We start from the raw sequence: 25827 nt of genomic DNA on the forward strand, positions 1-25827 counted from the left end.
GTAACGGACTGCTACGGGACTGGCTATGACGCCCACACTGCCGGCAGTCTCGTGTAGACGGCTGCATTGTCGACGAGTACATCGATAGGGACGTACTCGTCGGGGGCGTGGACGGTGTCGGTTCCGAGCGCGAACTCGACAGTCGGGACGCCCGCGTTCCGGAGTGTCTTGGCGTCGCCGCCGCCCGTGGCACTCCGTCGGAAGACGCGTTCCCCTGTGATGTCCGCTGCCGTTGACGTGACGGCTCCGACGAGCGGGCTGTCGGGCTCCTCGGCAGTCCCGACGCTCCAGGAGACATCAGTAATCGTAATTCCCTCGCAGTCGGCGACACAGGACCGAATCTCCGAGAGCACGTCTGGCGTCTCTACCCCGGCGGTCAGTCGGATATCGATTTCGGCGCGAGCGGACTGCGGAACGCTGTTTATCGCGTCGCCGCCTTCGAGAACGCCGAGGTTTATCGAGGGATACCGGAACAGGTCGCGAGCGACATCCTCGCCCAGTGACGGGGCGTAGTACTCGACCGACTCGTCGACAATCGGCTCCACCGCCGGAGCGATATCGAGTCGCCTGGTGCCAAAGCGGTTCCGCAGCGTCTCGACGGCGTCGTAGAGCCGATCGACCGCGTTGACACCGAGTACGGGTCGAGAGCCGTGAGCCCCCTCGCCGCTGGCTTCGAGCGTCAGCCAGATGCTGCCCCGGTCAGCAACCGTGACGGAGTGACGGCCCGCCTCGCAGGTGGGTTCGCCGATCACGCACGCGTCCGCGTCGAGCTGTCCGGCCTCCAGCAGCGCGGGAAGGCCGGCGTCGCCGCCCATTTCCTCGTCGCTCACGAAGGCAAACAGGAGCGTGACGGGCGGCACAGCGTCGGTTGCGGCGAAAGCTTGGATAGCAAGCAGCATCGACGCCACGGCGCCTTTCATATCGGTCGCACCGCGCCCGTACACGCGGTCGTCGACGCGCTCGCCGAGCGGATCGCGAGTCCACGCGTCGGCCTCGAATGGAACCGTATCGAGGTGCCCGTTGTACAGCAACGTTTGGTCCGATTCACCAGGAATCCTAACGAGAAGGTTCGGCTTCGCCGGGTCGACTACGAACCGCTCGACATCGACCGGAAGCGGGTCGAGGAACCCCTCTATCTCGGTCACAATCTCACGCGTATTCCCGGGCGGGTTCGACGTGTCGATCGCCAGGAGATCGAGGGCGAGTGTGACCAGTTTTTCGCGGTGGTCTCGAACGTAGGCGAGGGGAGTAGCGTTGCTCATGCGTGGTCATTGCCGTCGAGGATATTTGCTGCCGTCAAGACCATTTTCGAGTGGTCGACGACCAACGACATATCGGCCATACCTTGTAATTGGATCAGTATACGCAAAAGCATTTCGCGGAGAATACAATACTGTGGGCTATTGACTGTTAGGACGCGAGTGCTGAGTGAAACGTTGTACACGACCGTCCGGAAGATGTCCAAACGAATCGCTGCGAGTTCCCTGGCTTATGAGATGGGGTTTGCTTCCCGTTTCGACCCAGGTGAGCTTGCTAACCGCCCGAATCAGGCGTATTCTTCGATAACGGAACGCAGTTGTGCTTCGTCCTGCATTCCGACGAGTCGCTCGACCGGCTCCCCGTCAGCAAATAGAAGCAGCGTCGGGACACCCCGAACGCCGTACTCCGCGGCGAGCTTCTGGTTCGCGTCGACGTCGATTTTCGCCACTGTCGAAGCGGTCTCGGCGGCGACGGTTTCAACGACGGGTTCGAGCATCTGGCACGGCCCACACCAGTCGGCGTAGAAGTCGACCAGAACCACGTCGTGATCGGTAGTCGTGTCGGATAACTCGGCTTTTCCATCGACCGTAATCGGCTCGGCGGGGTTTCCTGATTCAGATTCGTTGGTACTACCCGACTCATCTCGGGTGCGGAGCTCGTCCAGTTTTTGTCGTCTGATCTCCTCTAGCTCGTCAGTCATCACTCCGACATTCGGACCGGGTCGACTTATTTGTTTTGTACATTCTTTGCAATACTAGGTTGCACTGCGGGAGTCTATACGAGAGTCAAGAGTGGGACCTGACCAACAGTCGATTCCCATCCTCGGTGTCACGGTCGTCGGTTCCATCAAACGGTCACCGAGGCAGGACAGTCTCATATATGACAGCAAGTCGGTGTTACCTATCGTGTGGGGTGTCACAGATAGAATCGGCTCAGTACCCGTGGAAGTGGTCGGTAATGGCGCACTTTACTAGCCATTTAATAACCACATTTATCCGAAGTACCACATAACAATACATACTCCGCCGACGAGCTACGGTTGCAATATCGACGAGTAACGAACATACTGTCGATCCGGAACTCGAAAATTCTCTCTGTCCTTTCGACAGCGTACCCGAAGAGACTTTGTTCTGTAGGCACAATACAACACACGAATGGTACTCCCAATCGACCCGAGTCAGATCAACCCTGAAGACATCGGCGAACAACAGGCGACGCTCGAAATGAGCCACGAGGACGCGATCGAACACGTCCGGGACGTGTTCACCGACGCCGGATTTGGTGTCCCCGTCGAGTTCTCGCCCTCCGAAATGCTCAACGAGAAGATCGACGCGGAGCGTGACCCATACTACGTGCTGGGTGCCTGTAACCCCGAAGTTGCCGACCGCGCCCTCGATGCGACGGACAACAAACTTGGCGCGCTCATGGCCTGTAACGTCGTCATCTGGGAGGAAGAGCCCGGGCAACAGCGGGTCTATCACGTCTCGATTATGCGTATCGCCCGCCTCGTTGGGATGGCACCCGACGACGAGGAGATGGCAGACATCGTCGCTGACACCGGTGAAATCGTTGACGAGGCGTTCCAGAACCTCTAACATGGGCTATCACACCTTTGATGCCGGCCGGGCCGACAAGCTCGAAGACGCACAGCAACGGTACCGTTCTCTCTCCGCGGAAGAACTCCGTTGGGCGCTGTCGGCCAGTCGTGACGAGACGGTCGCAGACCTTGGGAGCGGAACCGGCTTCTATACCGACGATGTTGCACCGGCCGTCGACCACGTGTACGCCGTAGATATCCAGGAAGCGATGCACGACTACTACCGGGAGAAAGGCGTCCCCGACAACGTCGACCTCGTGACGAGTGCAGTCGACGACCTCCCGTTCGATACCAGCAGTCTCGACGCGGCGTTCTCGACGATGACGTACCACGAGTTCGCTAGCGACGGGGCACTGCGCGAGGTTGCACGGGTGCTCGAGCCCGCTGGGACGTTTGCCATCGCCGATTGGGCGGCTTCTGGAAGCGGTCGCAACGGCCCGCCCGTTGATGAACGGTTTTCGGCTGACGAAGCCACGGACGCGCTCCGCCAGCACGGATTTACGATCGAGTTCGAGGCAGTGCGGCCGGAGACGTTCCTGCTCGTCGCGAGTGCTGAATAACGGGTCACAACTGACCACCGGTCACGCCCGATTTCTCCTTTCCTCCAAGAGCCGGTTCGGAAACAGAACTGGTCGGACTGTTACGCTCGAATCTGCTGGCCGTTAACTGGCGAACAGCCGGCGCTCCGCCCGCTCGTGCTCGGCGGCTAATACGTCTACCAGTGGGGCGAACGGCGTCATCGCATCCACTGCTCCGTCAGCACTCTCCTCGACAACGGCCGTCATCACCGGCTGCAGGTCGTTCAGGATTCGCTGGGCATCCGTGTGGCCGAGTGAGAGGAGACGCTGAGCCGCGCCCAGCAGTCCGGTGACGAACCCGTGACAGCACAGCAAGCAGGCCTCGCGGACGGCTACGTCGGCGAGGGCCGTCACGACGCCGAGCACGACGGCGTAGTTCCCGGGTGCTTCGTCGGCGTCGACACGCTCCGCGTACCGGTCCAGCACCGTCTCGTCACGCAGATCGGTCTGAAGCGAGAGCAGTCGAGAGCCGGACTGCTGGGCACTCTCACGAAACTCGGCGGCCAGCGTTACGGCCGACAGCCGCCGGTCGGCCCCGCAGATCGCGTCGATATCACCGTCGGTCGCGGCGGCGTGTGCTGCCCGGAGCGCGACGAGTTCGGCGGGGCCGACCTGCCGTCGGAGGTACGTCGACAGGAGCGCTTCGAGGTCTGCCGCGCCTTCCACCCGATCGTCCTGAATGAACTGCTCCAGTCCGTATGACACTGTGTAGGTCCCGACCGGCAGGAACGAATCCGCGAGGCGGAACGATTCGAGCGACGCAGCGTCGCTCACTGGTCCCCTCCGTCAATAGTACGGACGCCGTGGTCGTGGGCGTGGCCAGCGCCGCCGTGACTGTGGCCACCGTCGTCATGGGTATCGGTGCCGTCACCGTGGGTGTGGTCGACTCCGTCATCGTCGAACGTCGTCGGTGGCACGTGCTCGTACCGTGTCGGCACGTCCGCAGGGAGCAGGTCGGCGACCGTGTCCTCCATTCGTTCCTTCGAGTCGGTCACGGGGAACAGGGCCTCCTGCCCGCGGACCGCGAGGTTCCAGTGCTTGTTCCCGACTGCGTGCCCGAGTTCCAGGGCCGTGGCCGGTGAGATATCGCTGTCGGCGAAATCGAGCACGAGGGCCTCGATTTCGGCGAGTTCGACAACGACGAGAGTGCCGTCCGCAGCTTCAAGCACGTCGCCGTCCGCGAGGTCACGGGCAACCACGATACCGAGGTCCCGGCCGGCCGTCGTTTCAGTCCGGACACGCGAGCGCTGGCGTTCGGTGTCCGAGAGCACGACAGTGGCGTAGTCCGATGCATCGACGGCCTCGGCGACAGCATCGTCATTGTGGTGGCCGAAATAGGTGTCTGCGACCAGCATCAGTACTTCCTCCCGGACGGCGCAGCGGTGTCCAGTAGCTCGGTGCGTGTGTGGTCCCAGGCTGCGTGGAGCGTCGACTGGACGGTCTCGGCGCGGTCGCCGAGGGCACGGACCGCGACCCCGGCACCGTTCGGCAACGCTGTCGCACCGGCTCGAGCATCACTGTCGGTGACGACCGCGTGGAGCGCATCACTCAGTTCGGCCTCGTCGTGGTCCGGCGCGAGGACGAACGTCGTCCCGTAGACGGTGAACTCACCGAGGACGCCGGGGGCTGTGGGGTCATCGTCCGCTGGCGTCAGGTGTGTCGCGTCCTCGAACAGGAGTCCGTCGGGTCCGGTCCCGCGCACGCGAGATAGATACCGTTCGAACTCGAAGCGCTCGCCTCTAGCGAGACGACCCGGGACGACCACGTCGCTGACCACGGCGGTCGCGCCGGGGGCCAGATCGACCGAAAGCTCTTGCAGGTACCGGGAGTCAGCGTGGAGGATTGTCGGCTCGGGCACGTAATCCAGGTGACCGCCAGCACCGACGCGAAGCGTCGTGTCGGCGGCGGCGTAGTTACACGTCATCGTCTGGACCTTCGTCGAACTCTGGGTCGAGACGTGTGCGACGGCCTCGTCCCCGACGGTTATCGACACGTCATGGCGGTCACCCTGCGCGACGCCGCCGGTCGGCGACTGGATGAAGACGGTGTCGGCCTCGGGGAGTGGGTCGTGGCCCAGTGTCCCCGTGATGTGGAACGGGACTGTCGCATAGTCGTGGACTAGGGTCGTTCCCTCAGCCGTCCGCTCGAAGGTCAGTTCGAGCACGCCGTCTTTCCCGGGAGACCCCACGGCGGCCTGTGGCACGGCTTCGGTCGCATACCCCTCGAACGCTGGGTGGGGCGCGTCGGCGGCCATCAGGCGAACAGCACCCCGTCACGGACGTGTGACAGCACCGTGTCGATGTTCGTCTCGTCTTTGCAGTTGGTAAAGACGACGGGTCCGTCACGAACCTCGTTTGCGTCGTGCTCCATCACGTCGAGGTCGACGCCGACGTGGGGCGCGAGGTCGGTCTTGTTGACGACCAGCAGGTCACAGTCGACGACCCCTGGGCCGCGTTTTCGGGGGATGTCCTCCCCCTCCGCGACCGAGATGACGTACAGCGAGTAATCAGCGAGTTCGGGGTTGAACGTCGCCGCGAGGTTGTCGCCGCCGCTCTCGACCAGCACGAGGTCCAGTTCCGGGTGCTCGGCGAGGAACGAGTCGATTTGCTGGAGGTTCATCGACGGGTCTTCCCGGATGCCCGTATGCGGGCACGCGCCGGTTTCGACGCCGGCGACGAGGTCCTCGGGCACGACGCCGGCGAAGCGCTCGCGGAGCACGTCCGCGTCCTCCTGTGTGAGAATATCGTTGGCGATGACGCCCACATCAAGCCCCTGGTCGCGCAGTTCGGGAACGAGCGCGGTCAACAGCGAGGTTTTTCCAGAGCCGACCGGCCCGCCGATACCGACCGTCGCCACGTCGCGGTGTGTGAGACTCATTTGTCTGTCTCCGCTGAGTCCCCGCCATCCGCCGCCGTCTCCTCCTCAGATGTGTCGTCGGCTGACCCGACACTGTCGGAGCGAATCGGGTCGTGAACCGTGACCAGTTTGGTTCCGTCGGGGAACACCGGTTCGACCTGAATCATGTCTATCATCTCCGGCACGCCGTCCATCACGTCCTCGCGGCCGAGCAGTTTCGACGCACCGGAGCGGATTTCGGCGACCGACTGCCCGTCACGACCGCGTTCGATGCACCAGTCGCTGATGTAAGCGACGGCTTCGGGGTGGTTCAGCGGGACGCCGCGTTCCTTGCGGCGCCGCGCGACCTCTGCGGCGGTAAAGACCGTGAGTCGTTCCTGTTCTTTGGCTGTGAGTTTCATAGCAGGTATCGCTGCGCGAGTGGGAGTTCGGAAGACGGTTCGCAGGTGACGTGGTCGCCGTCGACCCGGACCTCGAAGGTCTCCGGGTCGACCTCGATGTCATCCGGACAGTAGCTATTGTGCACCATGTCGTCCTTGCCGGGTGTACGTGCGCCTTCAATTGGCACGACGCGGGAGTCAAGCCCGTACTCCTCGTCGATGCCGGCCTCTGCGGCCGCCGGAGAGACGAACGACAGCGAAATGGCGTGCTTGGCCTTGCCGACCGCACCGGCACGTTCGCGCTGGAGAATCGGCTCGCAGGTCATCAGTGACCCGTTGGCTTCGCCCATCTCCGAATGGACCGGGAAGCCGCCCTTGAACGTCATCGCCGGTTTGACGCCGAAGAACGCGGGGTCCCACAGGCAGATGTCGGCAAGCTTGCCGGGTTCGAGCGTTCCGACGTGCTCCTCGATGCCGGCGCTGATAGCGGGGTTGACGGTGTACTTGGCGATGTAGCGCTTGATGCGGTGGTTGTCCGCGCCGGTCCCTTCGTCTTCGGGCAACGGCCCACGCTGGGATTTCATCTTCGAGGCCGTCTGCCACGTCCGCGGGATGACTTCGGCCATCCGCCCCATCGCCTGGGAGTCCGAGGTCATCATAGAGATCGCGCCCATGTCGTGGAGCACGTCCTCGGCGGCGATGGTCTCTGCGCGAACGCGGGATTCGGCGAAGGCCACGTCCTCCGGCACGTCGGGGTTGAGGTGGTGACACACCATCACCATGTCCAGATGCTCGTCGAACGTGTTGTCGGTGTACGGCATCGACGGGTTTGTTGAGGACGGCAGCATGTTCGGTTCGCCGACCATCTCCATGATGTCCGGCGCGTGGCCCCCGCCCGCACCCTCGATGTGGAACAGGTGCATGGTTCGGCCGTCCACAGCACCGAAGGTGTTCTCGAGGAATCCGGCTTCGTTCAGCGTATCTGTATGCATACACACCTGCACGTCCTCGTCTTCGGCGACTTCGAGGCAGGTGTTGATGGTTTCCGGGGTCGACCCCCAGTCTTCGTGGAGTTTCAGCCCACAGGCACCGGCCTCGACCTGCTCGCGGAGCGGGCCCGGGTCGGAGGCGTTGCCCTTCCCGTAGAAACCGACGTTGACCGGCCACGCCTCGGCGGCCTGCAGGAAGCGCTTGACGTTCTCTGGCCCGGTTGTACAGGTGGTCGCGCCACCGCCGTACCCGCCGCCGAGCATAGTTGTGATTCCGCCAGACAACGCGTGTTCGTGGAGCTGTGCGGAGTTGAAGTGAATGTGGATATCGAGGCCGCCGGCGGTCGCTATCTTCCCCTCAGCCGGATAGACATCCGTCGACGGGCCGACGACCATATCGACGCCGTCCATTGTGTCGGGGTTGCCGGCTTTCCCGATGCCGGCGATTTCTCCGTTTCGAATGCCGATATCAGCGGCAACGATACCCAGTATCGGGTCGATAATCGTCGCGTTCGTCAGCACCCAGTCGAGTGCGCCCTCCGCCTGTGTGACGCCGGGAGCCATTCCCAGCCCGTCCCGGAGCGTTTTCCCACCGCCGAACACTGCCTCGTCGCCGTGGGTGCGTAGGTCCTCTTCGACCTTGGCGAACAGCTCCGTATCGCCCAGCCGGACTTTGTCGCCCGTCGTTGGCCCGTACAGTTCGGCGTAGTTCTCGCGGTCAATGTCGCGTGTCATTGGTCGGACTCCGTGTCGCCGTCGTCCGGTGCCGCCTCGCCTGTGTCACCGAATCCTGCCGCACGCATGCGTTCGACCGCGTCGCCCGTGTCGCCGTCGACGCTCCCGTTGACAAGTCCGTTCATCCCGTGGGCGCGTCGCTTCCCACCGATTTCGACGAGTTCGACCGTTTGCTCGTCACCAGGTTCGAACCGGACAGCTGTGCCGGCGGGGATGTTCAGCCGCATCCCCATGGCCGCTTCGCGGTCGAACTCCAGGGCCGCGTTGGCCTCGAAGAAGTGGAAGTGCGACCCGACTTGCGAGGGTCTGTCGCCGGTGTTCCCGACAGTTACCTCTGTCGTCTCCCGGCCTTCGTTCAGCGTCACTGTCCCTTCGTCCGGGATGACCTCGCCGGGCACGAGTCCATCACTCATCGCGCCACCGCCCGAGTATTTCTGACTGTTTGTCTATCATCTGCCCTTCTCTTTGAATACACATACTAAAATGATTGCTCTCTGCGCAAGTGACGCCTCTATATCGAGAACCGGATTAAATGCTAAAGTTTCGGCCCTAGATAAAGGGGTTCGACTATCGAACTGTCCTACTTCCGGGAGTCAACACAACTCACGTCCAGTCTGTCGGCAGTGTCGACGGGGACTGCTCCTGTGACGCGGGCGAGAATATAACGGGTGATCTGCGGACTGAAAGCGCAAAACTCGCCGACAGCAGCGAGCCAAACCGCTGTCACAAAAATATCACGTTGATTTCTACTTTTTCCGCATCGACCAATTAGGATATAAAATTCCAGAATAGTTCAAACCCACACTCAAATACTAGTGGTTTCGGTGACTATTCGTCATATCCTTTGACGACCTTATACTGTCAAGTCTGTGTGGTGGACAATATAAGATAAAAGTGGCAAACCTTATTTGCCACCTCCCAGACGGCAACATTGTGAACGAAATCATGGACGAATGTCGGGATATGGTAAATAAAGAACGAAATATGGCCAATCATGATAGACACAACAGCCATAGCAAAAACCTAGTATCGGAGGTGAAAGCATGAGCCGGGCCCCCCTCAGCCGCCGTCAGTTCCTCGGCGCGAGCGGGGCCGCACTCGTTACCGGCCTCGCCGGCTGTTCAGCCGGTGAAGGTGGGACCTCGACGGACACCGCGAGCAGCGCCGAGACGCTCAAAATTGGTGTGCTCGAGGACCAGTCCGGAAACTTCGCCCTCGTTGGTGACCCGAAAGCAAAGGCGTCGATGCTCGCTATCGAGGAAATCAACGCCAACGGTGGTATCGACGGGAAGCAAATTGAGACGTTCCAGCGTGACCCCCAGTCTGACAATCAGCGCTATCAGGAGCTTACCCGCACGGCGATCAACGAGGAGAACGTCGACGCGCTGTGGGCTGGGTACTCCTCGGCGACCCGGGAGGCCATTCGCCCAATAATCGACCGTAACGAACAGCTCTACTTCTACACCACGCAGTACGAGGGCGGCGTCTGTGACGAATTCACCTTCGCGGTCGGCCCGACCGCCCGCCAGCAACTCGGTATCGTCCTCCCGTATCTGGTTGAGGAGTTCGGCCCAGACATCTACACCATCGCGGCCGACTACAACTTCGGTCAGCTCTCTGCGGACTGGGTGAAGGTGCTGGCAAACGAAAACGATGCGAACGTCCTCGGTGAGGAGTTCATCCCGCTCAGCGAATCCTCGTTCGGTTCAACGATCAACCGGATTCAGGAGGCCGACCCGGACTTCGTCATGTCGATGCTTGTCGGAGCGAACCACACGTCGTTCTACGAGCAGAAGGCCTCGGCCGGTCTCGACGTGCCGATCGGCACCTCTACCGCGATGGCACAGGGGTACGAGCACCGACGGCTCGACGCTCCGGCGATGGCCAACATATACGCGGGCGTCAACTACATGGAAGAGGTGCCGACCGACAGCAACACGGGCGACGGCGGCTTCGTCGACCGGTACTTCGAGATGTATCCCGACGCGCCATACCTCAACGAGGAGGCCGAGACCAACTACTTCTCGACGTACATGTACAAGAAAGCCGTCGAGCAGGCCGGGACCACCGAACAGCCGGAAGTCATCGACGCTCTGGAGTCCGGCATCGAACTCGGTACCGAGGAAGCACCTGAAGCACCGGAGGGTGAGACGATCCGCCTCGACGGCGCGACTCACCACGTTGACCACCACATGTGGATTATGCGCGCCGACGACGAGCACAACATCGAAGCCGTCGAGAACCGCCAGATCCCCGAGACGTTCCTCTCGGAGACGGCCGGCTGTAACCTCCCCGAGAACCCGGAGCAGACCCAGTACACCCCGGTGGACTACTACGAGGAGGCCGAGTAGGGATGGTAAACGGGATCAACCTCGCGCTTCAGTTCCTCGATAGCTTCGCGTTCATCGTGCTCGCCGCGGCGGGGTTGGCCATCATCTTCGGGATCATGGGCGTCATCAATCTGGCACACGGGGAGTTCATCCTCATCGGTGCCTACACCGCGACGCTGGCCGTGACGCAACTCGGCCTCCCGCTCGTCGTGGCGATGCTCGTCGGCGGTCTGGTCACTGGCCTCTTCGGGATTCTAACCGAGCGGGTGATTATCTCCGGAGCCTGGCCCAATTACATCAGTCAACAGACGCTGGGCCGCGATATCATTGAACCGCTGTACGACCGTCTGGCCGATTCGATGGTTGCCACGTTTGGACTCAGCCTGATACTGACTCAGGGGGCCCGAATCCGCTTTGGCAACTCAATCGACCAGATAGCCACGCCGTTCGGCGCAATCTCGTACGGGGAGTTCTCGTACTCGACGTACCGAATCGTCCTGGCCGGCGTCAGCATCGGGCTGCTTCTGGCCACCTACTACCTGTTCACCCGGACCGACTTCGGGATGCGCGCTCGGGCGACGATACAGGACAAGGAAACGGCACAGGCCATGGGCGTCAACACCGACCGGATGTATATGCTGACGTTCGGCATCGGCTCGGCGCTCGCTGGGCTGACCGGTGCGCTGTTCGCCCCGGTCATCTCGATGCAGCCGACGCTGGGCGACCAGTTCTTGGTCGAGGCGTTCGTCGCCGTCGTCGTCGGCGGGCCGAGCGTCGTCCTCGGGACCGCGCTGTCGGGAGGCGTTCTCGGGGCGATTCTGGCCACGTTCTCGAACCTCTACGGGACGTTTATCGGCCGTATCGCGCTGCTGGTCGCCGCGCTCATCGCGCTCCGGTTCCTCCCCGACGGTATCACCGGGTTCATCGAACAACTGCGGCAACGGAGACAGGAGAGCGACTAGATGTCGAGAAACAGTGCAAACGGCGAGGCGAACAGGTCGCTCCCGGGCCGGCTTCGCAGCCGGTTCGAGGGGCCAAACACTATCGGGGAATCGCGCGGGTTCTGGGTCGGCTTCGCCGTCGCCGTGGCAGCCCTTGTCGTCTACCCGGCCTTCGGTGACGGCTCACAGCTGTCGCTGTTCATGGTGCTGGCCCTGCTGGGGCTTTCGCTGTCGGTCGTCTGGGGCTACTCGGGCGTACTGAGTTTCGGGCAGGTCGTCTTCTTCGGCATCGGGGCCTACACGTTCGGCGTCGTCTCGATCAACTTTGCGACCCCGGGCGGTATCACGGCCGCTGTCATCGCTGGCGTCATCGGTGGCGGTGTCAGCGCGGCGATACTGGGCTACTTCATGTTCTACGGCGGGGTGCGAGACGTCTACGTCACCATAATCACGCTCGTCTCGACGATAGTCATGCACACGTTCATGGCCCAGACCGCCGGGTCCGAGTGGGCCATCGGCGAGGCAGCACTGGGCGGGTTCAACGGGATGCCGGACATCCCGCTGCTGACGCTCGGCATCGAAGGTGCATCCTACCAGTTCATCTACAACCCGTTCCCGATGCGGGTCGTTGGTATCGGCTCGTTCGAAATCAGCCCGTTCTACTACCTCGTCCTCCTCCTGCTAGTCGGGACGTACCTCGGGTTGCGGGTCCTCGTCAATTCGGACTACGGGCGCGTGATGGTCGCCGTCCGAGAGGACGAGGACCGCACCGAGATGTTCGGCTACAACGTGACCCGCGTCAAGTTCGTCGTGTTCACGCTCGGCGGAGCGCTGGCGGGTCTGTCCGGCGTACTGTACGCCGCACGGAACGTCTACATCGACCCGACCGTGTTTTCGCTGCTGTTCGCAACGTTGCCGGTCATCTGGGTGAGTATCGGCGGTCGAAAGAGCCTGCTCGGGGCCGTCGTCGCAACGCTCGCCATCGAATACCTCCGCATCTCGATGGCGGGTGAGCTGGCGCTGGTCCTGCTTGGCACTCTACTGCTGGTGACGATCCTGGTCCTTCCGAGCGGCTTCGTTCCGTGGCTCCACGGGCAGATCGTCGAAACCCGGTTCGGCCCGGGCGAAGCCGGCGGGGCTAGCGCACCCGACGCGCCGAGTGAGGTGAGTGACTAATGAGTGATACTGAAACCGACTCCGAAATCGACTCGCTTGGACCGAACGTCCGGCAAACCGCTGCGGAACTGGCAACGGGTGACAGAACGGAGACACTGCTACAGACTGACGGGCTCGTCAAGCAGTTCGGCGGGTTTACTGCCACCGACGACGTGGACTTCTCGGTCGCCGAGGGGGAGCTACGCTGTCTCATCGGCCCAAACGGCGCTGGCAAGTCAACGCTACTGAACCTGATTACCGGGACGTACGAGGCCAGCGACGGCAGTATCTACTACAACGGCCACGACATCACTGACCTCGACCCACATGAGCGGGTCTCTCGCGGTATCAGTATGAAATTCCAGGTCCCGTCCGTGTACGGTGACCTGAGTGTCAGAGAGAACGTCAGGCTCCCCGTCCAGCAGTTCGCCGACGGGGAGGAGCGGCGGCGGCTGGTCGCCGAGGCTATCGAGGCTGCGGGCCTTACCGGCTACGAAGACGTTGCTGCGTCGCAACTCTCACACGGCCAACAACAGCAACTGGAAATCGGGATGGCTGCCGCGCTGGAACCCGACCTGCTCCTGCTGGACGAGCCGGTCGCCGGCCTCGACGTGGCCGAACGCGAAGCTATTGCCGAGCGGATCAGGCGGCTCAACGAAGAGGAAGGGATCGCCTTCATCGTTATCGAACACGACACCGACTTCGTCGCGAGCATCGCCGAAGAAGTGACCGTCCTGCACAACGGTGAGGTGTTCCGCGAGGGGCCGATTGAAGAAATCGAATCCGACCCAGAGGTCCAGCGGATATATCTGGGAGGTGAGTCATGATGCTCGAACTCGACGAGGTTTCTGCAGCCTACGACACAACGCCGATACTGCGGGATGTGGATCTCTCCGTTGACGAGGGCGAAATCGTCGGCGTGATGGGGAAAAACGGCGTCGGCAAGACGACACTCCTGAAGACGGTGATGGGCTTGCTGGAGCCCAGCGAGGGGACCATCAGCTACGATGGCGTTGATGTGACCGACGCGAGCGCCGACGAGCGTGCCCGGGCCGGTATCGGCTACATCCCGCAGGGCCGGGACGTGTTCCCCAAGCTAACCGTCGAACAGAACATCAGGATGGGCGAGACCATCCGGTCGGACAGCGACGAAACGCTGTACGACCAGATATACGATTACTTCCCCGTGCTCGAAGAGCGAGCCAGTCAGGAAGCCGGAACGCTCTCGGGCGGGCAACAGCAGATGCTCGCCATCGGTCGCGCACTGGTGTCGAATCCTGACTTGCTCTTGCTCGATGAACCGTCCGAGGGCATCCAGCCCTCTATCGTCGACCAGATCAGCCAGGATATGCAGACAATCAACGACGACCTCGGGACGACGATTCTGTTCGTTGAGCAGAATCTCGGAGTCATCCGTGAGATGGCCGACCGCTGTTACGCGATGGAGCGTGGCACGGTGGTTGACGAACTCGGTCCGTCGACTATTGCCGACGAGGACGCGATTGCGGAGTACCTCGCGGTCTGAGACGGACTGCCGTCGCCGTTCCACGCCGCTGGCACCCGCCTTCGGACGGTCGTCTGCGGAATGACGCGTGGCGGTTCGGACGCAGGCTGAACTGTCGGCTGTCTAGTTCCTTCATAATCAAGTGCAAGCAACCGAATCAACAGGAACTTGAGTACCCACTGAACAGACCTGTACACGAATGTCCGATCGTGACTCATGGATATCGAATCTTGGTTTCGTGCTTGCCGCCGTCGGCGGTGCGGCAGGTCTGGGGAACATCTGGCGGTTCCCGTGGCTGACCGCCGGAAACGGTGGCAGTGCGTTCCTCATCGTCTACCTGCTCGTCGTCGTCGGCATCGGCGTCCCGGGACTACTCGCTGAGTTCGTCCTCGGACGCTGTGGCCGACAGACGCCGACTGCGGCGTTGCGCTCGCTCACCGGCTCCCGCTGGGGGTCGTGGCTGGGCGCGTTCAATGTCCTCACAACGCTCGTCATCCTCTCGTTCTACTCTGTCGTCGGCGGGTGGATCCTTCGCTACACGCTCGTCTCACCGGTTGGGACGTACTTCGGGCAGCCCCAGCAGTACTTCGGGGCAATGAGCTTTGGCCTCGAAGCGGTCGCCTTTCACCTGCTGTTCCTCGGTATCGTTGCCGCCATCGTCTTCTTTGGCATCAGCAACGGTATCGAACGCGTCTCGAAGGTGATGCTCCCCGGCGTCGTGATTATCCTGCTCGGCCTCGCGGTGTGGACGGCCACTCAGCCGGGGACGGCCGCCGGCTACGCGTTCTATCTCAGTTTCGACGCCGAATACCTCGCTGGGAACTTCCTGAGCGTCATCGGGCCAGCGGCGGGACAGGCGCTGTTCACGCTCTCGCTTGGTGCTGGAGTGATGCTGACGTACGCCTCGTATCTGGACGACAACGCATCGCTCCCGCGAGATACACTCGTCATCGCGGTCTCGAACACGTTCATCGGAGTTCTCGCCGGGCTGGTCGTCATTCCGCTGCTGTTTTCTCAGGGCGTCGACCCCGGGCAGGGCGGTCCCGGTGCGCTGTTTGTCGCGCTGGCGACGGCGTTTGCGACGCTACCGGGCGGTGAACTCGTCGCGACCGCGTTCTTTGCGACCGTGCTGATGGCTGCGGTGACCAGTGGTATCAGCCTGCTTGAAACGCCGGTGGCAACGCTCGTCGACAGCTTTGGCGTCCCACGACGCCGGGCGACAGTGCTGGTTTCGGTCCTGCTCGCGGTTACTGGGAGCGGGCTGTCACTCACAAGCTCGGTGTTCCAGTTCGTCTCTGGCACGCTCGCAGACCTGATGTTGACCGTTGGGCTGTTCGCGTTCACTGTCATCGTCGGCTGGCTGCTGCGCGGGGACGCGCTGGCCGAGTTCCGCGCCGGAACCGACCGTTTCGAATGGCTAGCTAGACCGTGGCTCCTAACCGTTAGCTGGGTTCTCCCCGTCGTCGTGTTGTTCCTGTTGACGAACACGCTCGCGTCGCTCGCCGGAATCTTGCTGGGACTCGGCGGTCGAGCGATTATCGCGGTCATCGGCACCGTCGCCCTGGCTGTCGTCGTTCGAAACGGAAGCCGGAGCGACCGGCTGAGTTCGCACTAGTCCGACTGTCCTGACTCGGTCTTTCTCCAGAAGCCGCCTAGTCGGTGTCCGTGTCACGCATGGCTACGGACCACGACAATCTCGAACCACTCGACCCTGAAATGGTGGTAAAATTATTCACCGACTACAAGTCGATGACTCTCTCTGTCACAGCTTACCGTTGAAGATCAGCCCTGTCCAGACAATGTCTTTTGACATTCCGTGGCCGTCGGCTGTCGTTAGCACTCTTCGCAACTGCAGTAGCGCTCGCAGACGGGGTTAGCGCAGTCGGGACTGCGCGCTGAGCAGAACTCCCGGCCGTGGGTAATAAGCAGAACGTGCAGCGGGTAGGTCAGTTCGTCGGGAATGATTGCGTCTAGCTCGTCGTGGGCGCGCTTGTTCGTTGCTGATTCGGTTACCAGCCCGAACCGCTTGGAGACCCGCTCGACGTGGGTGTCGACAGCCATTGTCGGCTTCCCGAAGTGGAAGTTCAGGACGACGCTGGCGGTCTTTGGGCCGACGCCCTTGATATCGGTGAGCCAGCCTTTCGCCTCGTCGGTTGGCATGGCGTCAAGGAAGGCAAGAGAATAGGCCCCACCGGTTTCCTCGCGGATGGCCGCAAGCGCCCGCTGAATGCGGGCGGCTTCTGGTCGGGGAGCCCTGCGACGCGGATGGTGTCGGCCAGTTCGTCGTGGTCTGCCGCTTCAATAGCTTCGAAGTCGCTGTATGCGGTGAACAGCGCCTCAGAGGCTCGGCGTGTATTCTCGTCGGCTACGTTTTGTGAGAGAATCGTCGTCACGAGCTGTCGAACTCCCTCGCCAGGGTCGGCGCTGGCGTCGGCGCCGTGGTCGCTTGTGCGTTCGACCGGGCCGTGCAGCGAGACGAGGTCGTCGTGGAGGTCACGAACACCGGCGGCGTCCCACTCTTCAGTCGTCGACATATTCCCTGCCAAGGCCCAGACCGACTTCAAGACACCGTCCTCGTTCGGTTTCGACTTGCGCCGGTCCACGCTGACTCTATACCTTGCCAGAGACTCTTTTCGACGGTGCTACACCACTCACCAGACTGTGAGTAGGGAACAGCAAGATCGGTATCGGGGCTATCTACCCGGGCAACCCCTCAGCCATTATCAGCAACTGCGCTTAGCGATGGGGCGAGGACAGTCATAGACGGCTTCGCCTGAGCCGACTGAGATATAGGTGTCATTGAGTGTGAATACCTTCTTACCCACACGAAGTGAATGGCCATGTATGGGGATGCGCTGTGAACTCTTTGGACATGAATTTGGAGACTCAAAGATAGAGGAGTCGTACGATGAAGGCGAGCGCGGCACTGTTCTAACCGTTCGGGAATACAGGGCTTGCCAGCGATGTGGACATATCCACCATATCTCTGAGAATCGAGGCTTGATATCCACCATAGCAGAATCGAAAGCAAATGACGAGCGGTCGGACGATGCCGAATACACAGCCGAAACCGAGCGGCAAGTGGAACGGAGAGAGAATGCAGAGGACGAGACCGGGGCGACGGACACGGGTCAGCCGGCGGAAACGGAACCGACCGATGCTCCCGAATCGACAGCGAACGCGCCGGACACGGTCGCGGACCCACCCTCGGATACGGAAGTGAGTGAGGCATCCGCGGCGGTGACCGCATCGACACCACCGGAGCGGACTGACGATGCCGTAATACTGTCTGAATCAGCGACACAAGAGCCAGATGACGACGGCTCCACGCCGCCGAATAGCGACGATGCAGTCATCATTGATGATGCTTCAGACACTGCGCACCCGTCGTCTGAAACTTTCGAAGAATCAGGTACTGAAAACGACCAAGACGAGAGTTTGCACACAGCGGACGACCTAGAGAGTACGACAACTGACTCGGATCCTACATATCGGTGCCCAAGATGTGAGTTCGAACTCCCAGTGAGTGAACCGTCATTCTTTAGCGGTGATGTCTGTCCACAGTGTCGAGTCGGCTACCTCGAGGACACATCGGACAGCGAGTCGTAAGCCTTCGACGGGACGTGCCCCCCAGAGAGGTGGTCACCGTGGAATATGATCTTGCAGTGAGCGCCCGCTCAATAGTTCTGGAACAGCAGTTTTCGCACGTCATCTTTCGTCCGTGCGCTCACTGTTGAACCGTCGGGGAGCGTGACTTCGTATGGTTCGTCGGTTTCATCTGACCGAGTCCACTTTTCGTCATGTTCAGTCAGCAAACGGTTAGCGACCGACAGGGTGTCTCCCGGGTGTTGTTGGGCTCGGCTGCGTCACCGGTTTCGACGGCATCGGGTGTTGGACCAGCCTGTGCCGACGTATCGCTTTGTGTGCTCTCGTGTCCGTCGCTTGGCGTATCCGCTGACTTCTTTTGACCAGTAGCGGCCCCTTCTCCATCACCTTCGTTCGCTCTCGTATCGGGGTCGATATCTGCAAGGCGAGTCGCGAGTTCACTCGTCCCAAGCGCCGAGAGCAGTTTCCCTCGCATCTCGTCGGCTTCAATACCGCTTCCGGGGACCTCCGGCACCTCGGACGCGATGTGTTGGAGTTCCGGATACTCAGCTGAGGCGATTCGCTCGTAGTCGGGACGGCTCAGGCCTTGCTCGCCTTCAAGCTGGTCCGGCGGTGTGTATGTATCGAGGAGGTAGTCCACGACATCTTGCGTACGAATATGACCGTACGTCTCGATGAACGCATCTTCAAGCTCCTCTTGAATTGCCGTTAAATCCGCCTGTTGTGTGTCCGTAATCTCGATCTCCGGCATTGCCTCCAACATCGGTCGCCCAACTCATAACTCGTTCCCTAGAGGGGGAGAACTGACGGAACCATTGTATAGCAGAGACACGCATACTCTGGTATGCGGTGCCCCCGCTGCGATTCCGACCTCAGCACGTACACGCTTGCAACCGGCAACCAGACAGCGATCGTCTGTGAATCGTGCGGCTTCGCAGACCTCTCTACGTCCCATCACAACGAGGTATCTCCTCCAGAGTCCTGGGAATTCGCTTTTGCCCGGTTCAACCAGCATCCTGATTCTACCCCTGGGAAACCCGAGAATACTGGCCGGACACCCAGTGTCCCGATTCCAGAGAGTGACGAATCCACAGACCGACCAGAGTTCTCGCTTGAACAGGCTGGTGTTGCGGTCGGCATCTCTCTGGGGTCTGATACTAACACGTTCCGACAGGACGCTGCTGACGAGTTGAACCGCGTTATCGACGAGAGCGAAAGTGAATCAGGTGGAGACGGTACAGCCAACCTTGACGAGAACGATGTGGACAGTCAAAAGGCGGACACTGAAGCCGACGAAAACGGCGACGAAACTGAGTAACGCCCACCGTCGGTTGTGTTATCTGGAACGAGGACCAAGCACAGATCTTGGCTGATGTCGGCGAGCAGCGCGTCGATGCGGGAGTAACCGTTACTCAGCGGAGGTGTCAGATTCTTCGGTCTGCTCGGTTTGCCCTTCGCGCTCTTCTTCCGACCGCGCTGCGACGAGTGCTCCCTGTGCAACGCTATACAGTGGATTCTCGGCCTGGCGGACATCGCTGATCGAGAATGGTATCTCGGAGTCATTGATCCGCTCGGCGAACAACTCTTCAAAGCCATCAGGACTCGATGTCCCACCAGTCACAACGACCGGGACATCCAATCCTTCCTCGACATCTTCCTCATCAACTTCACTGATGATGTTTTCGATAACATAGTCGAGGAGATTGTCGTAATAGATGCTCAGCGCACCCTCAATACCACCGACATCCGTCTCAAAGTTGAGTGCGAAGTCTTCTTCCTTGACCGAGGTAACCTTATCTACGGGCGTGCCGGTCGCCTGTGCAGCTTGCTCGTCGATCCAGTCACCACCGCGTGCGATAGAGAACTTCATTACGGGGACTGCATAGTACGACAGACAAACGTTGGTCATCCCAGCGCCAAAGCTGATTCCGAGGCCAGTGAACTCACGATTTGCGAGCTCCGAGTAGATGACGGCCATCCCCTCATTGATCGGCTCTGGGCTGTATCCCATATCAGTAAGGAGTGACTCAACCGTCTTTTGATGATACAGCGTCGACACATCGGCGTCGATGGGGTCTGCAGGAACCGAGAAAAACAGCCGCTCATTCGGGTACTCCGGTTGTCCAACCACCTGTTCAGTGATGAGCTTAATCATCGGAATTGCTGATTGCTCGTCGCTTGAGAGAATCCCGGCCTGCATCGGTCGGCGCGTCTCCTCGCTGAAGATGTTCGCGAAATTCAGGGCGTCATCGCCAACAATATAGACCCGATCATCCTTGCGGATGTGGAGAACGTCACTTCTCGACAGCATTTGTTCGGCCATATCGCTGTAGTCAATTTCAACGAAGGAGTTCCGTTGCTGCACGAATACTGTTTCGTTACCATCTTGACGTGCAGACAGGAGGTTCATCGTACCGACATCGAGACCTTGAGGCATACAGTTGTATTCCTCCTACCAAGTTGAAAAAACTAGCCTATAATATAGAACAAATTACAACTTACGTACCAACTGTGGAGCGAAAGAAGTGTAAGGATATACTAACATGGTAAAACCAACCCAACAAAACCGCCACAGTAGACGGTATACGGACCAATCAGACTGTTTACTCGAAAAACAATGACCGAAGGCGGCTCATAAGACCCTTCTGCTCTTCGACACCAGTCTCTACATCATCGTCTTCGGCCTGCTCATTCCGGAACTCGGTAAGGGCGTTGACCTGCTCTTCGGTTCCAGTGCTTCGATCCGTCTTTGATTGGCCACCCTGCAACTGCCTGAGGCCATCTACTGCGTCGTCAACATCGTCGCTGTCGGCCCGTGTCGTGGTCGCCTCGGAATTCTCGATGGCCGTCTGGTCGAGGTCGGAGTCTGTGTCCGGCATATCCAGATTCAGCCGCTTGGTCTTTGGCTGTTGTTCGACGCCGCCCCAGGATAGCTCCGCCCCTTCCATCGCTTGCTTTATGTCGCTGTCTACGTCTGCTTTGCTGACTGACTCTGACTCACTCTCGGCCGACTCAACCGGCTCGGCTGACTCAGCTGGCGTTGTCGCTCGCTCGAGGTAATGTGCGACCAGTGCCGCTCCTGTCGAAGCTACAAGTGTAACTAGGCCAGTAGCGTAGACGCTGATCGTCCAGACGCTCCCGTTGATTCCCTCACTGGTCGTCCACCCGTACGGAAAAACGTCAACCAGAATCACAGTTGCAGCAAGACAGAACACTGCGCCAGCGGCGCTGATAACTCGGGTCTTCAAACCCACTGGGAGGAGCACGACGACGCTCAATAGCACGGAGGGCAGTCCAATGAACCCGACGACGAGTGCGACCTCTCGGATCTGCCAGTACAGCGTACTCCCGGATTCCAGAGCGTTACTGTACAAAAAGAGGCCGAATCCGACAACGGCCAGGGTGACTCCAGCGAAGAAGAGGCCAAATCCGACGTAGATGTCTCGCTCTTTAGCTGGCTCGCCGATATAGTCGTGATAAGCCGACCTGAGCCTGTCGCGATAGCCCGACACAGGATCGGCAGATTCGGGGGACCTGTTCGATGTAGATGCAGGGCTCATTCAATTTGTTATTTTGTTCGGATGGGTGTTAAAGATGAGCTTACCCCTTCTCACTCAATCTTGCTTACGATAATTCGAGCCGAAAGCCGCACTATTCACGGCGGAAATAAAGCCGACACATTGGGGTTTCCACGCCTGTTAGACAAATCTACTGGCAGAGTATGCCTGCGAGAACAGGTCGTCCGCTGAATCCTACTCTCCCAACGTGGGAATCCTCGCGCTTCAGCAGGGAAGGTCTCAAGCAGGGCAAGGCGACACGTCGGTTCAGGGACGTGAGGGAGTCACTCCCTGTTCAATGGTGACCCTGTCGTTTTGAATGTGGATGAAGATTGTCTGTTCAGGCTCATCAGAGACTGTGACGGCAGCGACTGACTCGTGCTGTCCGTCGAGAACGGCCTTAACCTTGTAAATGCCATCCTGTAACAAACTGACCGAACAACCCGACTGACCTGCCAGAAGGTGATAGTGTGCTGTATGACACCAGTCCTCGTCGTCGTATATTTCTATGTGGATGTCATGCTTGGCGTCGGTGGCGTTTCTGATGTGGAGGTCTTCGCGTGCTAAGCGCCACTCTTCACTGGTCGCCGAGAGGAGTGTCCGACTGTTGGAGGGCATGTCGACATCGTGTCTATGTTATAGCTGAAATATATATCTTAAGAATAAATAGCGAGAATACACATCAGCAGTATCCAACTCACATATATGCGAACAACCACTACTCGGCGATTGCTACTTATTCATGTCTAACTTAGCGAAGCAGATTCTCAAGATACTGGAAGCACAGGGAAATGAAATGGCGTCTGTGATGTACGTGCTTGACCAGTTAGAGAAGGCGGAGACTCAGTTCTCCATGGCGGAGTTTGATCAGACGGTTGACCAACTTCGTAGAGATGGCGTTGTCCGTGTCACGAACAGTTCTGACCCCCGGAATAACTGGCAGCTCCAACGACGGTAGCAGCCCGATAAGAGCCATATTGTGGGACGCAGTTGCTGATGTGGTGTGATGGAAGGCTCCGAGTAAATGTGGGTAGCTCCTCGATACGGGCTTCGAGTTCTGCAATCTCACCCTGTAACTGCTCTCTCTTGTCGTCTGCAGCGCCGCTGGCTGCAAGACAGTCTTTCGGATCTCGGAGGTTGGTCCCCGTAGTTTCCGCAGCAACATCGGCTTTCCCCGGAAGAGGCTTGGAACCGTGAGATCTCAGCGTCCCGCACGACGTTGGTATGGGTTGGACACAGTTCTCTAACCAGTATTGTCCATGTGCCTGATGCCGGCTCTGCGGCTGTGGCCACTCACTCTGGCGGCGGTCGTACCACGTCGGATTTTTATCTGTCCATCATTATCATAATTATATGCAATTTTACGAGGATGTCGCAGTCGGCGACGTGCGCCAGTCGGACGGATACACCGTGTCGAAATCCGAGATTGTCGAATTTGCTGAGAAGTACGACCCGCAACCGTTCCACACCGACGAGGAGGCAGCGAAGGACTCAGTCTTTGGCGGGCTAGTCGCCTCTGGGTGGCAGACCGCCGCGATCTGTATGCGTCTCAACGTCGAGACCAGCGAGGACATGGCAACACAGGCTGGCGTCGGCGTCGACAATCTCCGCTGGCACCAGCCACTTCAGCCCGGTGAGACGCTACGATTACGAACCGAAATCATCGACAAACGCCCCTCTGACAGTGATCCGAGTCGGGGATACCTCACCGCCCGCTACGAAGGTCTGAATCAGGACGACGAACTGGTTATTTCATACGAGGCGACAGCCATCATTCGCCGCGAGACCGACGAGTGACGACACAGCCAAGCGCTGTGGGCGAACTGTCAATAACGCGAAACCTATCGTTTTGAGCCGTGTTCTGGCTCACACCTCAGACAGCTTCGCTCCCGCTGCAACACTTCTCGCCTCAGTCATTGGCTGGCAAGGCAGACGCACGCCTACGCCTTCGGTTAGGTCGCACTACGTTCGGCCGTGACCTGCTTGACGTTCGCCTCGACAACATTTTCGATGATCGCTTCACCTGCCTCGGTGGTTGCCGCTGTCGGGTCACCGAGGACACCGTTTTCTGTGATTGATTTGAACCCTTCGCTTAGCAACCGAGCCGGCGAAATGTCACCTTCAGGCCCGGATTCGATAGCCTCCGTCCTGATGAGTCCCTCATCGATAGCTAGTACAATCGCTGTTTCGGCGGCCCCGGCGTGAATAACATCCTGCTCGTACTCGATACCGGCCTTGCTGAGTCCCTCATTCAGCAATTGCTTGTGTTCATCGAGGTCAGCGAGCGGAATTACTGCGGCTTCGAGGTCACGTGCGATGTCTGGTGCCACGGTTTTGACCGGCCCGAAGTTCCCACCGTGGGTCGGGACAAGCACGATGTGTTCGAAGCCGTGGGTATCGAGTGACCTGCAGTACGATCGGATGACATCCATCAATGTCTCGGGTGGAACGGTTATCGTTCCGGGGAACTCCATGTGATGTCCCGAGCATCCGGGGCGGATCGTGGGGGCGGCAAGAGCATCACCCATCTCGACCGCCATTCGGCGCGAGAGTTCATCCCCATCTAGTGTATCCATATTCAGCGGCAGGTGTGGGCCGTGTTGTTCGATTGAACCGACAGCTATGATCACTGTCCGTGTTCCGTTTTCGAGTGCAGACTCAATTTCTGGCCATGCCAGTTCCTCAAGACACACTGACCTGCGAGAAGACATTGATGTCAGTTGTCTGTCTTGACCCAAATACCTGCCGAACCCTGCACACGATTACCCATCAGCGGGTCCGGGTCCACCGTTAGATTGCCCTTTGTACTGATTTTCGTCCTGTCGGGCCAGTAACCCGATGTTAGCTTTCTACACAGTCAGTGCAGCGGCCAGCGCCGGGTAGCGAGGGCCCGCCACATTCTGTGCACGCGTCAAGGCCTGCGCTGGGCTTCTCCCGTGGGACAGGTATTGTATCCAGGGCTTTTCGCAACCGCTTTTTCATGTAGCGTAGTATTGTAGTCAAGTATTTTAATATTTGGGGAGAATATCCGATTAGTGGTGTAATTAAGTGAGAAAAATAGCCACAGTCTTGGATGAATGTGCCGCGATACCGTCTTGTATGTGAGAAATCAACCAAAATATGTCTAGTCTGGCGACGCTACACTTTGTACCCGTACCGATGGACGAATCATGTGGGGTCAGACTGTCTTGCCAGCTTTCGTGGCCGTCCCAATGTCCGAGAATATGAATTTGGTTTCTTCGGGAGTCGTTTCTACGTCGCCCTCCCAGCCATGCCCAGAAACGACTCGCTCTACGATTAGGAGGCCAAGGCCGACTCGATTTTGGCCGAACGAGCCACCAAACACCGACTTTGCTATCGGCTCCGGTAGTTCAGGCCCGTCATTACTGACTTCAAATCCGGTCTCTGTGCCCCGGACCGTGACTGTCACATCCTTGCCACAGTGCTCTTTGACATTACGGAACAGGTTCTCGAATAATTGCTGGAGACGCGACCTGTCAGCCATAATCGTGCGACTATCAGAGATGGTCAATGTGGCGTTCGGCGGCGAAACGATATCCCATGCGTCACGTGCAATCGCCGCGATATCGACCGGCTCTCGCTCTCCGACATCTGCACCGTCGCGGGCCAGTGAGAGTGTATTTGTAATGAGTGTCTCAATCCGGTCTAAAGAGTCAAGCACTGTGTGTAAGTGCGTCGCAACTGCGTCCGGCGCGGATTCCAAGGCATATTCTGTGTATCCGATCGCGGCCGTCAGTGGGTTCCGAATATCGTGTGCAAGCACCCCAGCGAACTCGTTGAGTCGCTCATTTTGCGCTTCGACGGTCTGGTAGTGTTTGTGCCGCTCTATTTCGTAGCTAATCCACTGCGTCAATAGCTCGACGAACCGTTGTTCCTGGTCTCCAAAATCGCGCTCCCGAGGGGTATCATCAGAGTAACAGAGCGTTCCATATGCTTCACCGTCGACCAGTATTGGGGCACCGATATAACACTGCAACCCAGTGGCCTCTACAGCGATATCATCAGCATATTTCGAGGCGTCCGCATCAGATACAATGAGCATTTCGCGGTCCTTGACAACGTGCCGGCACCACGTTTCGTCAAGATTGTGGACTGTCCCGACTGCGTAGTCGCCCGTCTCAACAGTTGACCCAACGACACTATACTCGCCTTCAGCTGTGTATGAGAGCACTCCGTAGGCCAGCCCCAGTCGATCACGTCCGATTGTTATCGCCTGCTCGATTTTTTCATCTAATGCCAATGAGCGATCTGTGCCGAGTTCATACAGGTCTCGAAAGTAATCGTCAGCATCGGCTGACATAGCCATTTGATTACATAT

The 25827-nt window shown here is 59.5% G+C and carries 25 protein-coding genes and 2 pseudogenes; 11 read left to right on the top strand and 16 right to left on the bottom strand.

The genetic code is table 11. The features are described 5' to 3' along the window. Nucleotides 1-23 precede the first annotated feature (23 nt). Both AV059_RS01825 and trxA read right to left on the bottom strand, forming a co-directional pair. Nucleotides 24-1262: a M20 family metallopeptidase gene (locus tag AV059_RS01825; protein ID WP_058991781.1), complete on the bottom strand. Its 1239-nt coding sequence runs from the start codon at nt 1260-1262 to the stop codon at nt 24-26. 284 nt (nt 1263-1546) lie between these two features. Then, nucleotides 1547-1960 carry a thioredoxin gene (trxA, locus tag AV059_RS01830; protein WP_058991782.1) on the bottom strand — a complete coding sequence of 138 codons (414 nt, stop codon included), beginning with the start codon at nt 1958-1960 and terminating at the stop codon, nt 1547-1549. Between the two features lie 454 nt (nt 1961-2414). Between trxA and AV059_RS01835 the strand changes: the two genes are divergently transcribed. Both AV059_RS01835 and AV059_RS01840 read left to right on the top strand, forming a co-directional pair. Then, nucleotides 2415-2855, top strand: a complete 441-nt coding sequence (locus tag AV059_RS01835; protein WP_058991785.1) for a DUF302 domain-containing protein — start codon at nt 2415-2417, stop codon at nt 2853-2855. Nucleotide 2856: 1 nt separating this feature from the next. Next, nucleotides 2857-3417, top strand: a complete 561-nt coding sequence (locus AV059_RS01840) for a class I SAM-dependent methyltransferase (RefSeq protein WP_058991787.1) — start codon at nt 2857-2859, stop codon at nt 3415-3417. Between the two features lie 102 nt (nt 3418-3519). Here the strand turns inward: AV059_RS01840 and AV059_RS01845 are convergent, their stop codons facing one another. From AV059_RS01845 to AV059_RS01875, 7 genes are read right to left on the bottom strand one after another with little or no spacing between them, the layout of a single operon-like run. After that, nucleotides 3520-4209: an urease accessory protein UreF gene (locus AV059_RS01845; RefSeq protein WP_058991789.1), complete on the bottom strand. Its 690-nt coding sequence runs from the start codon at nt 4207-4209 to the stop codon at nt 3520-3522. Then, nucleotides 4206-4790: an urease accessory protein UreE gene (locus AV059_RS01850; RefSeq protein WP_058991791.1), complete on the bottom strand. Its 585-nt coding sequence runs from the start codon at nt 4788-4790 to the stop codon at nt 4206-4208. Before AV059_RS01850 ends, AV059_RS01845 begins: the two co-directional genes overlap by 4 nt. Then, nucleotides 4790-5689 (bottom strand): urease accessory protein UreD, encoded by a 900-nt coding sequence (gene ureD, locus AV059_RS01855; protein ID WP_058991794.1) that lies wholly within the window; start codon nt 5687-5689, stop codon nt 4790-4792. Before ureD ends, AV059_RS01850 begins: the two co-directional genes overlap by 1 nt. Further along, nucleotides 5689-6312, bottom strand: a complete 624-nt coding sequence (ureG, locus tag AV059_RS01860; protein WP_058991796.1) for an urease accessory protein UreG — start codon at nt 6310-6312, stop codon at nt 5689-5691. The genes ureD and ureG overlap by 1 nt, the downstream gene beginning before the upstream one ends. Continuing rightward, nucleotides 6309-6692 carry an urease subunit gamma gene (locus AV059_RS01865; protein ID WP_058991797.1) on the bottom strand — a complete coding sequence of 128 codons (384 nt, stop codon included), beginning with the start codon at nt 6690-6692 and terminating at the stop codon, nt 6309-6311. The genes ureG and AV059_RS01865 overlap by 4 nt, the downstream gene beginning before the upstream one ends. Then, the gene (ureC, locus tag AV059_RS01870) at nt 6689-8395 is read right to left on the bottom strand and encodes an urease subunit alpha (RefSeq protein ID WP_058991799.1); all 1707 of its coding nucleotides are present in this window, start codon (nt 8393-8395) and stop codon (nt 6689-6691) included. The genes AV059_RS01865 and ureC overlap by 4 nt, the downstream gene beginning before the upstream one ends. Continuing rightward, the gene (locus AV059_RS01875; protein WP_058991802.1) at nt 8392-8808 is read right to left on the bottom strand and encodes an urease subunit beta; all 417 of its coding nucleotides are present in this window, start codon (nt 8806-8808) and stop codon (nt 8392-8394) included. The genes ureC and AV059_RS01875 overlap by 4 nt, the downstream gene beginning before the upstream one ends. Nucleotides 8809-9438: 630 nt before the next feature. Here AV059_RS01875 and AV059_RS01880 point away from each other — a divergent pair. The 6 genes from AV059_RS01880 (at nt 9439) to AV059_RS01905 (ending at nt 15940) form a co-directional block, all read left to right on the top strand. Continuing rightward, nucleotides 9439-10746 carry an urea ABC transporter substrate-binding protein gene (locus tag AV059_RS01880; protein ID WP_058991804.1) on the top strand — a complete coding sequence of 436 codons (1308 nt, stop codon included), beginning with the start codon at nt 9439-9441 and terminating at the stop codon, nt 10744-10746. Nucleotides 10747-10748: 2 nt separating this feature from the next. Continuing rightward, complete coding sequence (gene urtB, locus AV059_RS01885; protein WP_058991806.1) at nt 10749-11687, top strand: urea ABC transporter, permease protein UrtB; 939 nt, start codon at nt 10749-10751, stop codon at nt 11685-11687. After that, nucleotides 11688-12842: an urea ABC transporter, permease protein UrtC gene (gene urtC / locus AV059_RS01890; RefSeq protein ID WP_058991809.1), complete on the top strand. Its 1155-nt coding sequence runs from the start codon at nt 11688-11690 to the stop codon at nt 12840-12842. Beyond that, the gene (locus AV059_RS01895) at nt 12842-13648 is read left to right on the top strand and encodes an ABC transporter ATP-binding protein (RefSeq protein ID WP_058991811.1); all 807 of its coding nucleotides are present in this window, start codon (nt 12842-12844) and stop codon (nt 13646-13648) included. Before urtC ends, AV059_RS01895 begins: the two co-directional genes overlap by 1 nt. Next, nucleotides 13648-14346, top strand: a complete 699-nt coding sequence (locus AV059_RS01900; protein ID WP_058992121.1) for an ABC transporter ATP-binding protein — start codon at nt 13648-13650, stop codon at nt 14344-14346. Before AV059_RS01895 ends, AV059_RS01900 begins: the two co-directional genes overlap by 1 nt. A 178-nt stretch (nt 14347-14524) precedes the next feature. Then, nucleotides 14525-15940, top strand: coding sequence for a sodium-dependent transporter (locus AV059_RS01905; RefSeq protein WP_058991813.1), 1416 nt, complete (start codon nt 14525-14527; stop codon nt 15938-15940). Between the two features lie 218 nt (nt 15941-16158). Here the strand turns inward: AV059_RS01905 and nth are convergent. After that, nucleotides 16159-16859, bottom strand: a pseudogene (gene nth / locus AV059_RS23115) (endonuclease III domain-containing protein). 466 nt (nt 16860-17325) lie between these two features. Here nth and AV059_RS01915 point away from each other — a divergent pair. Continuing rightward, nucleotides 17326-17934 carry a hypothetical protein gene (locus tag AV059_RS01915; protein ID WP_228841700.1) on the top strand — a complete coding sequence of 203 codons (609 nt, stop codon included), beginning with the start codon at nt 17326-17328 and terminating at the stop codon, nt 17932-17934. A gap of 68 nt (nt 17935-18002) precedes the next feature. Here AV059_RS01915 and AV059_RS01920 read toward each other — a convergent pair. Next, a pseudogene (locus AV059_RS01920) lies at nt 18003-18694 on the bottom strand (hypothetical protein). A gap of 81 nt (nt 18695-18775) precedes the next feature. Here AV059_RS01920 and AV059_RS01925 point away from each other — a divergent pair. Next, nucleotides 18776-19249, top strand: a complete 474-nt coding sequence (locus AV059_RS01925) for a hypothetical protein (protein ID WP_058991817.1) — start codon at nt 18776-18778, stop codon at nt 19247-19249. 90 nt (nt 19250-19339) lie between these two features. Here AV059_RS01925 and AV059_RS01930 read toward each other — a convergent pair whose 3' ends face one another. The 3 genes from AV059_RS01930 to AV059_RS01940 form a co-directional block, all read right to left on the bottom strand. Beyond that, entirely contained in the window at nt 19340-20368 is a 1029-nt protein-coding gene (locus tag AV059_RS01930; protein WP_058991820.1) for a hypothetical protein, read from the bottom strand. A 166-nt stretch (nt 20369-20534) separates the two neighbouring features. Then, entirely contained in the window at nt 20535-21443 is a 909-nt protein-coding gene (locus AV059_RS01935) for a hypothetical protein (protein ID WP_058991823.1), read from the bottom strand. Between the two features lie 312 nt (nt 21444-21755). Further along, entirely contained in the window at nt 21756-22106 is a 351-nt protein-coding gene (locus AV059_RS01940) for a hypothetical protein (protein ID WP_058991825.1), read from the bottom strand. A 735-nt stretch (nt 22107-22841) separates the two neighbouring features. Between AV059_RS01940 and AV059_RS01950 the strand changes: the two genes are divergently transcribed. Further along, nucleotides 22842-23285, top strand: a complete 444-nt coding sequence (locus tag AV059_RS01950) for a MaoC family dehydratase (RefSeq protein ID WP_058991828.1) — start codon at nt 22842-22844, stop codon at nt 23283-23285. 155 nt (nt 23286-23440) lie between these two features. Here the strand turns inward: AV059_RS01950 and AV059_RS01955 are convergent, their stop codons facing one another. Further along, nucleotides 23441-24199, bottom strand: coding sequence for a creatininase family protein (locus AV059_RS01955; protein ID WP_058991831.1), 759 nt, complete (start codon nt 24197-24199; stop codon nt 23441-23443). A 467-nt stretch (nt 24200-24666) separates the two neighbouring features. Then, nucleotides 24667-25809 (bottom strand): GAF domain-containing sensor histidine kinase, encoded by a 1143-nt coding sequence (locus tag AV059_RS01960; RefSeq protein ID WP_058992123.1) that lies wholly within the window; start codon nt 25807-25809, stop codon nt 24667-24669. Between the last annotated feature and the right edge of the window lie 18 nt (nt 25810-25827).

It is taken from the genome of Haloarcula sp. CBA1127 (assembly GCF_001485575.1).
Classification (GTDB): domain Archaea; phylum Halobacteriota; class Halobacteria; order Halobacteriales; family Haloarculaceae; genus Haloarcula.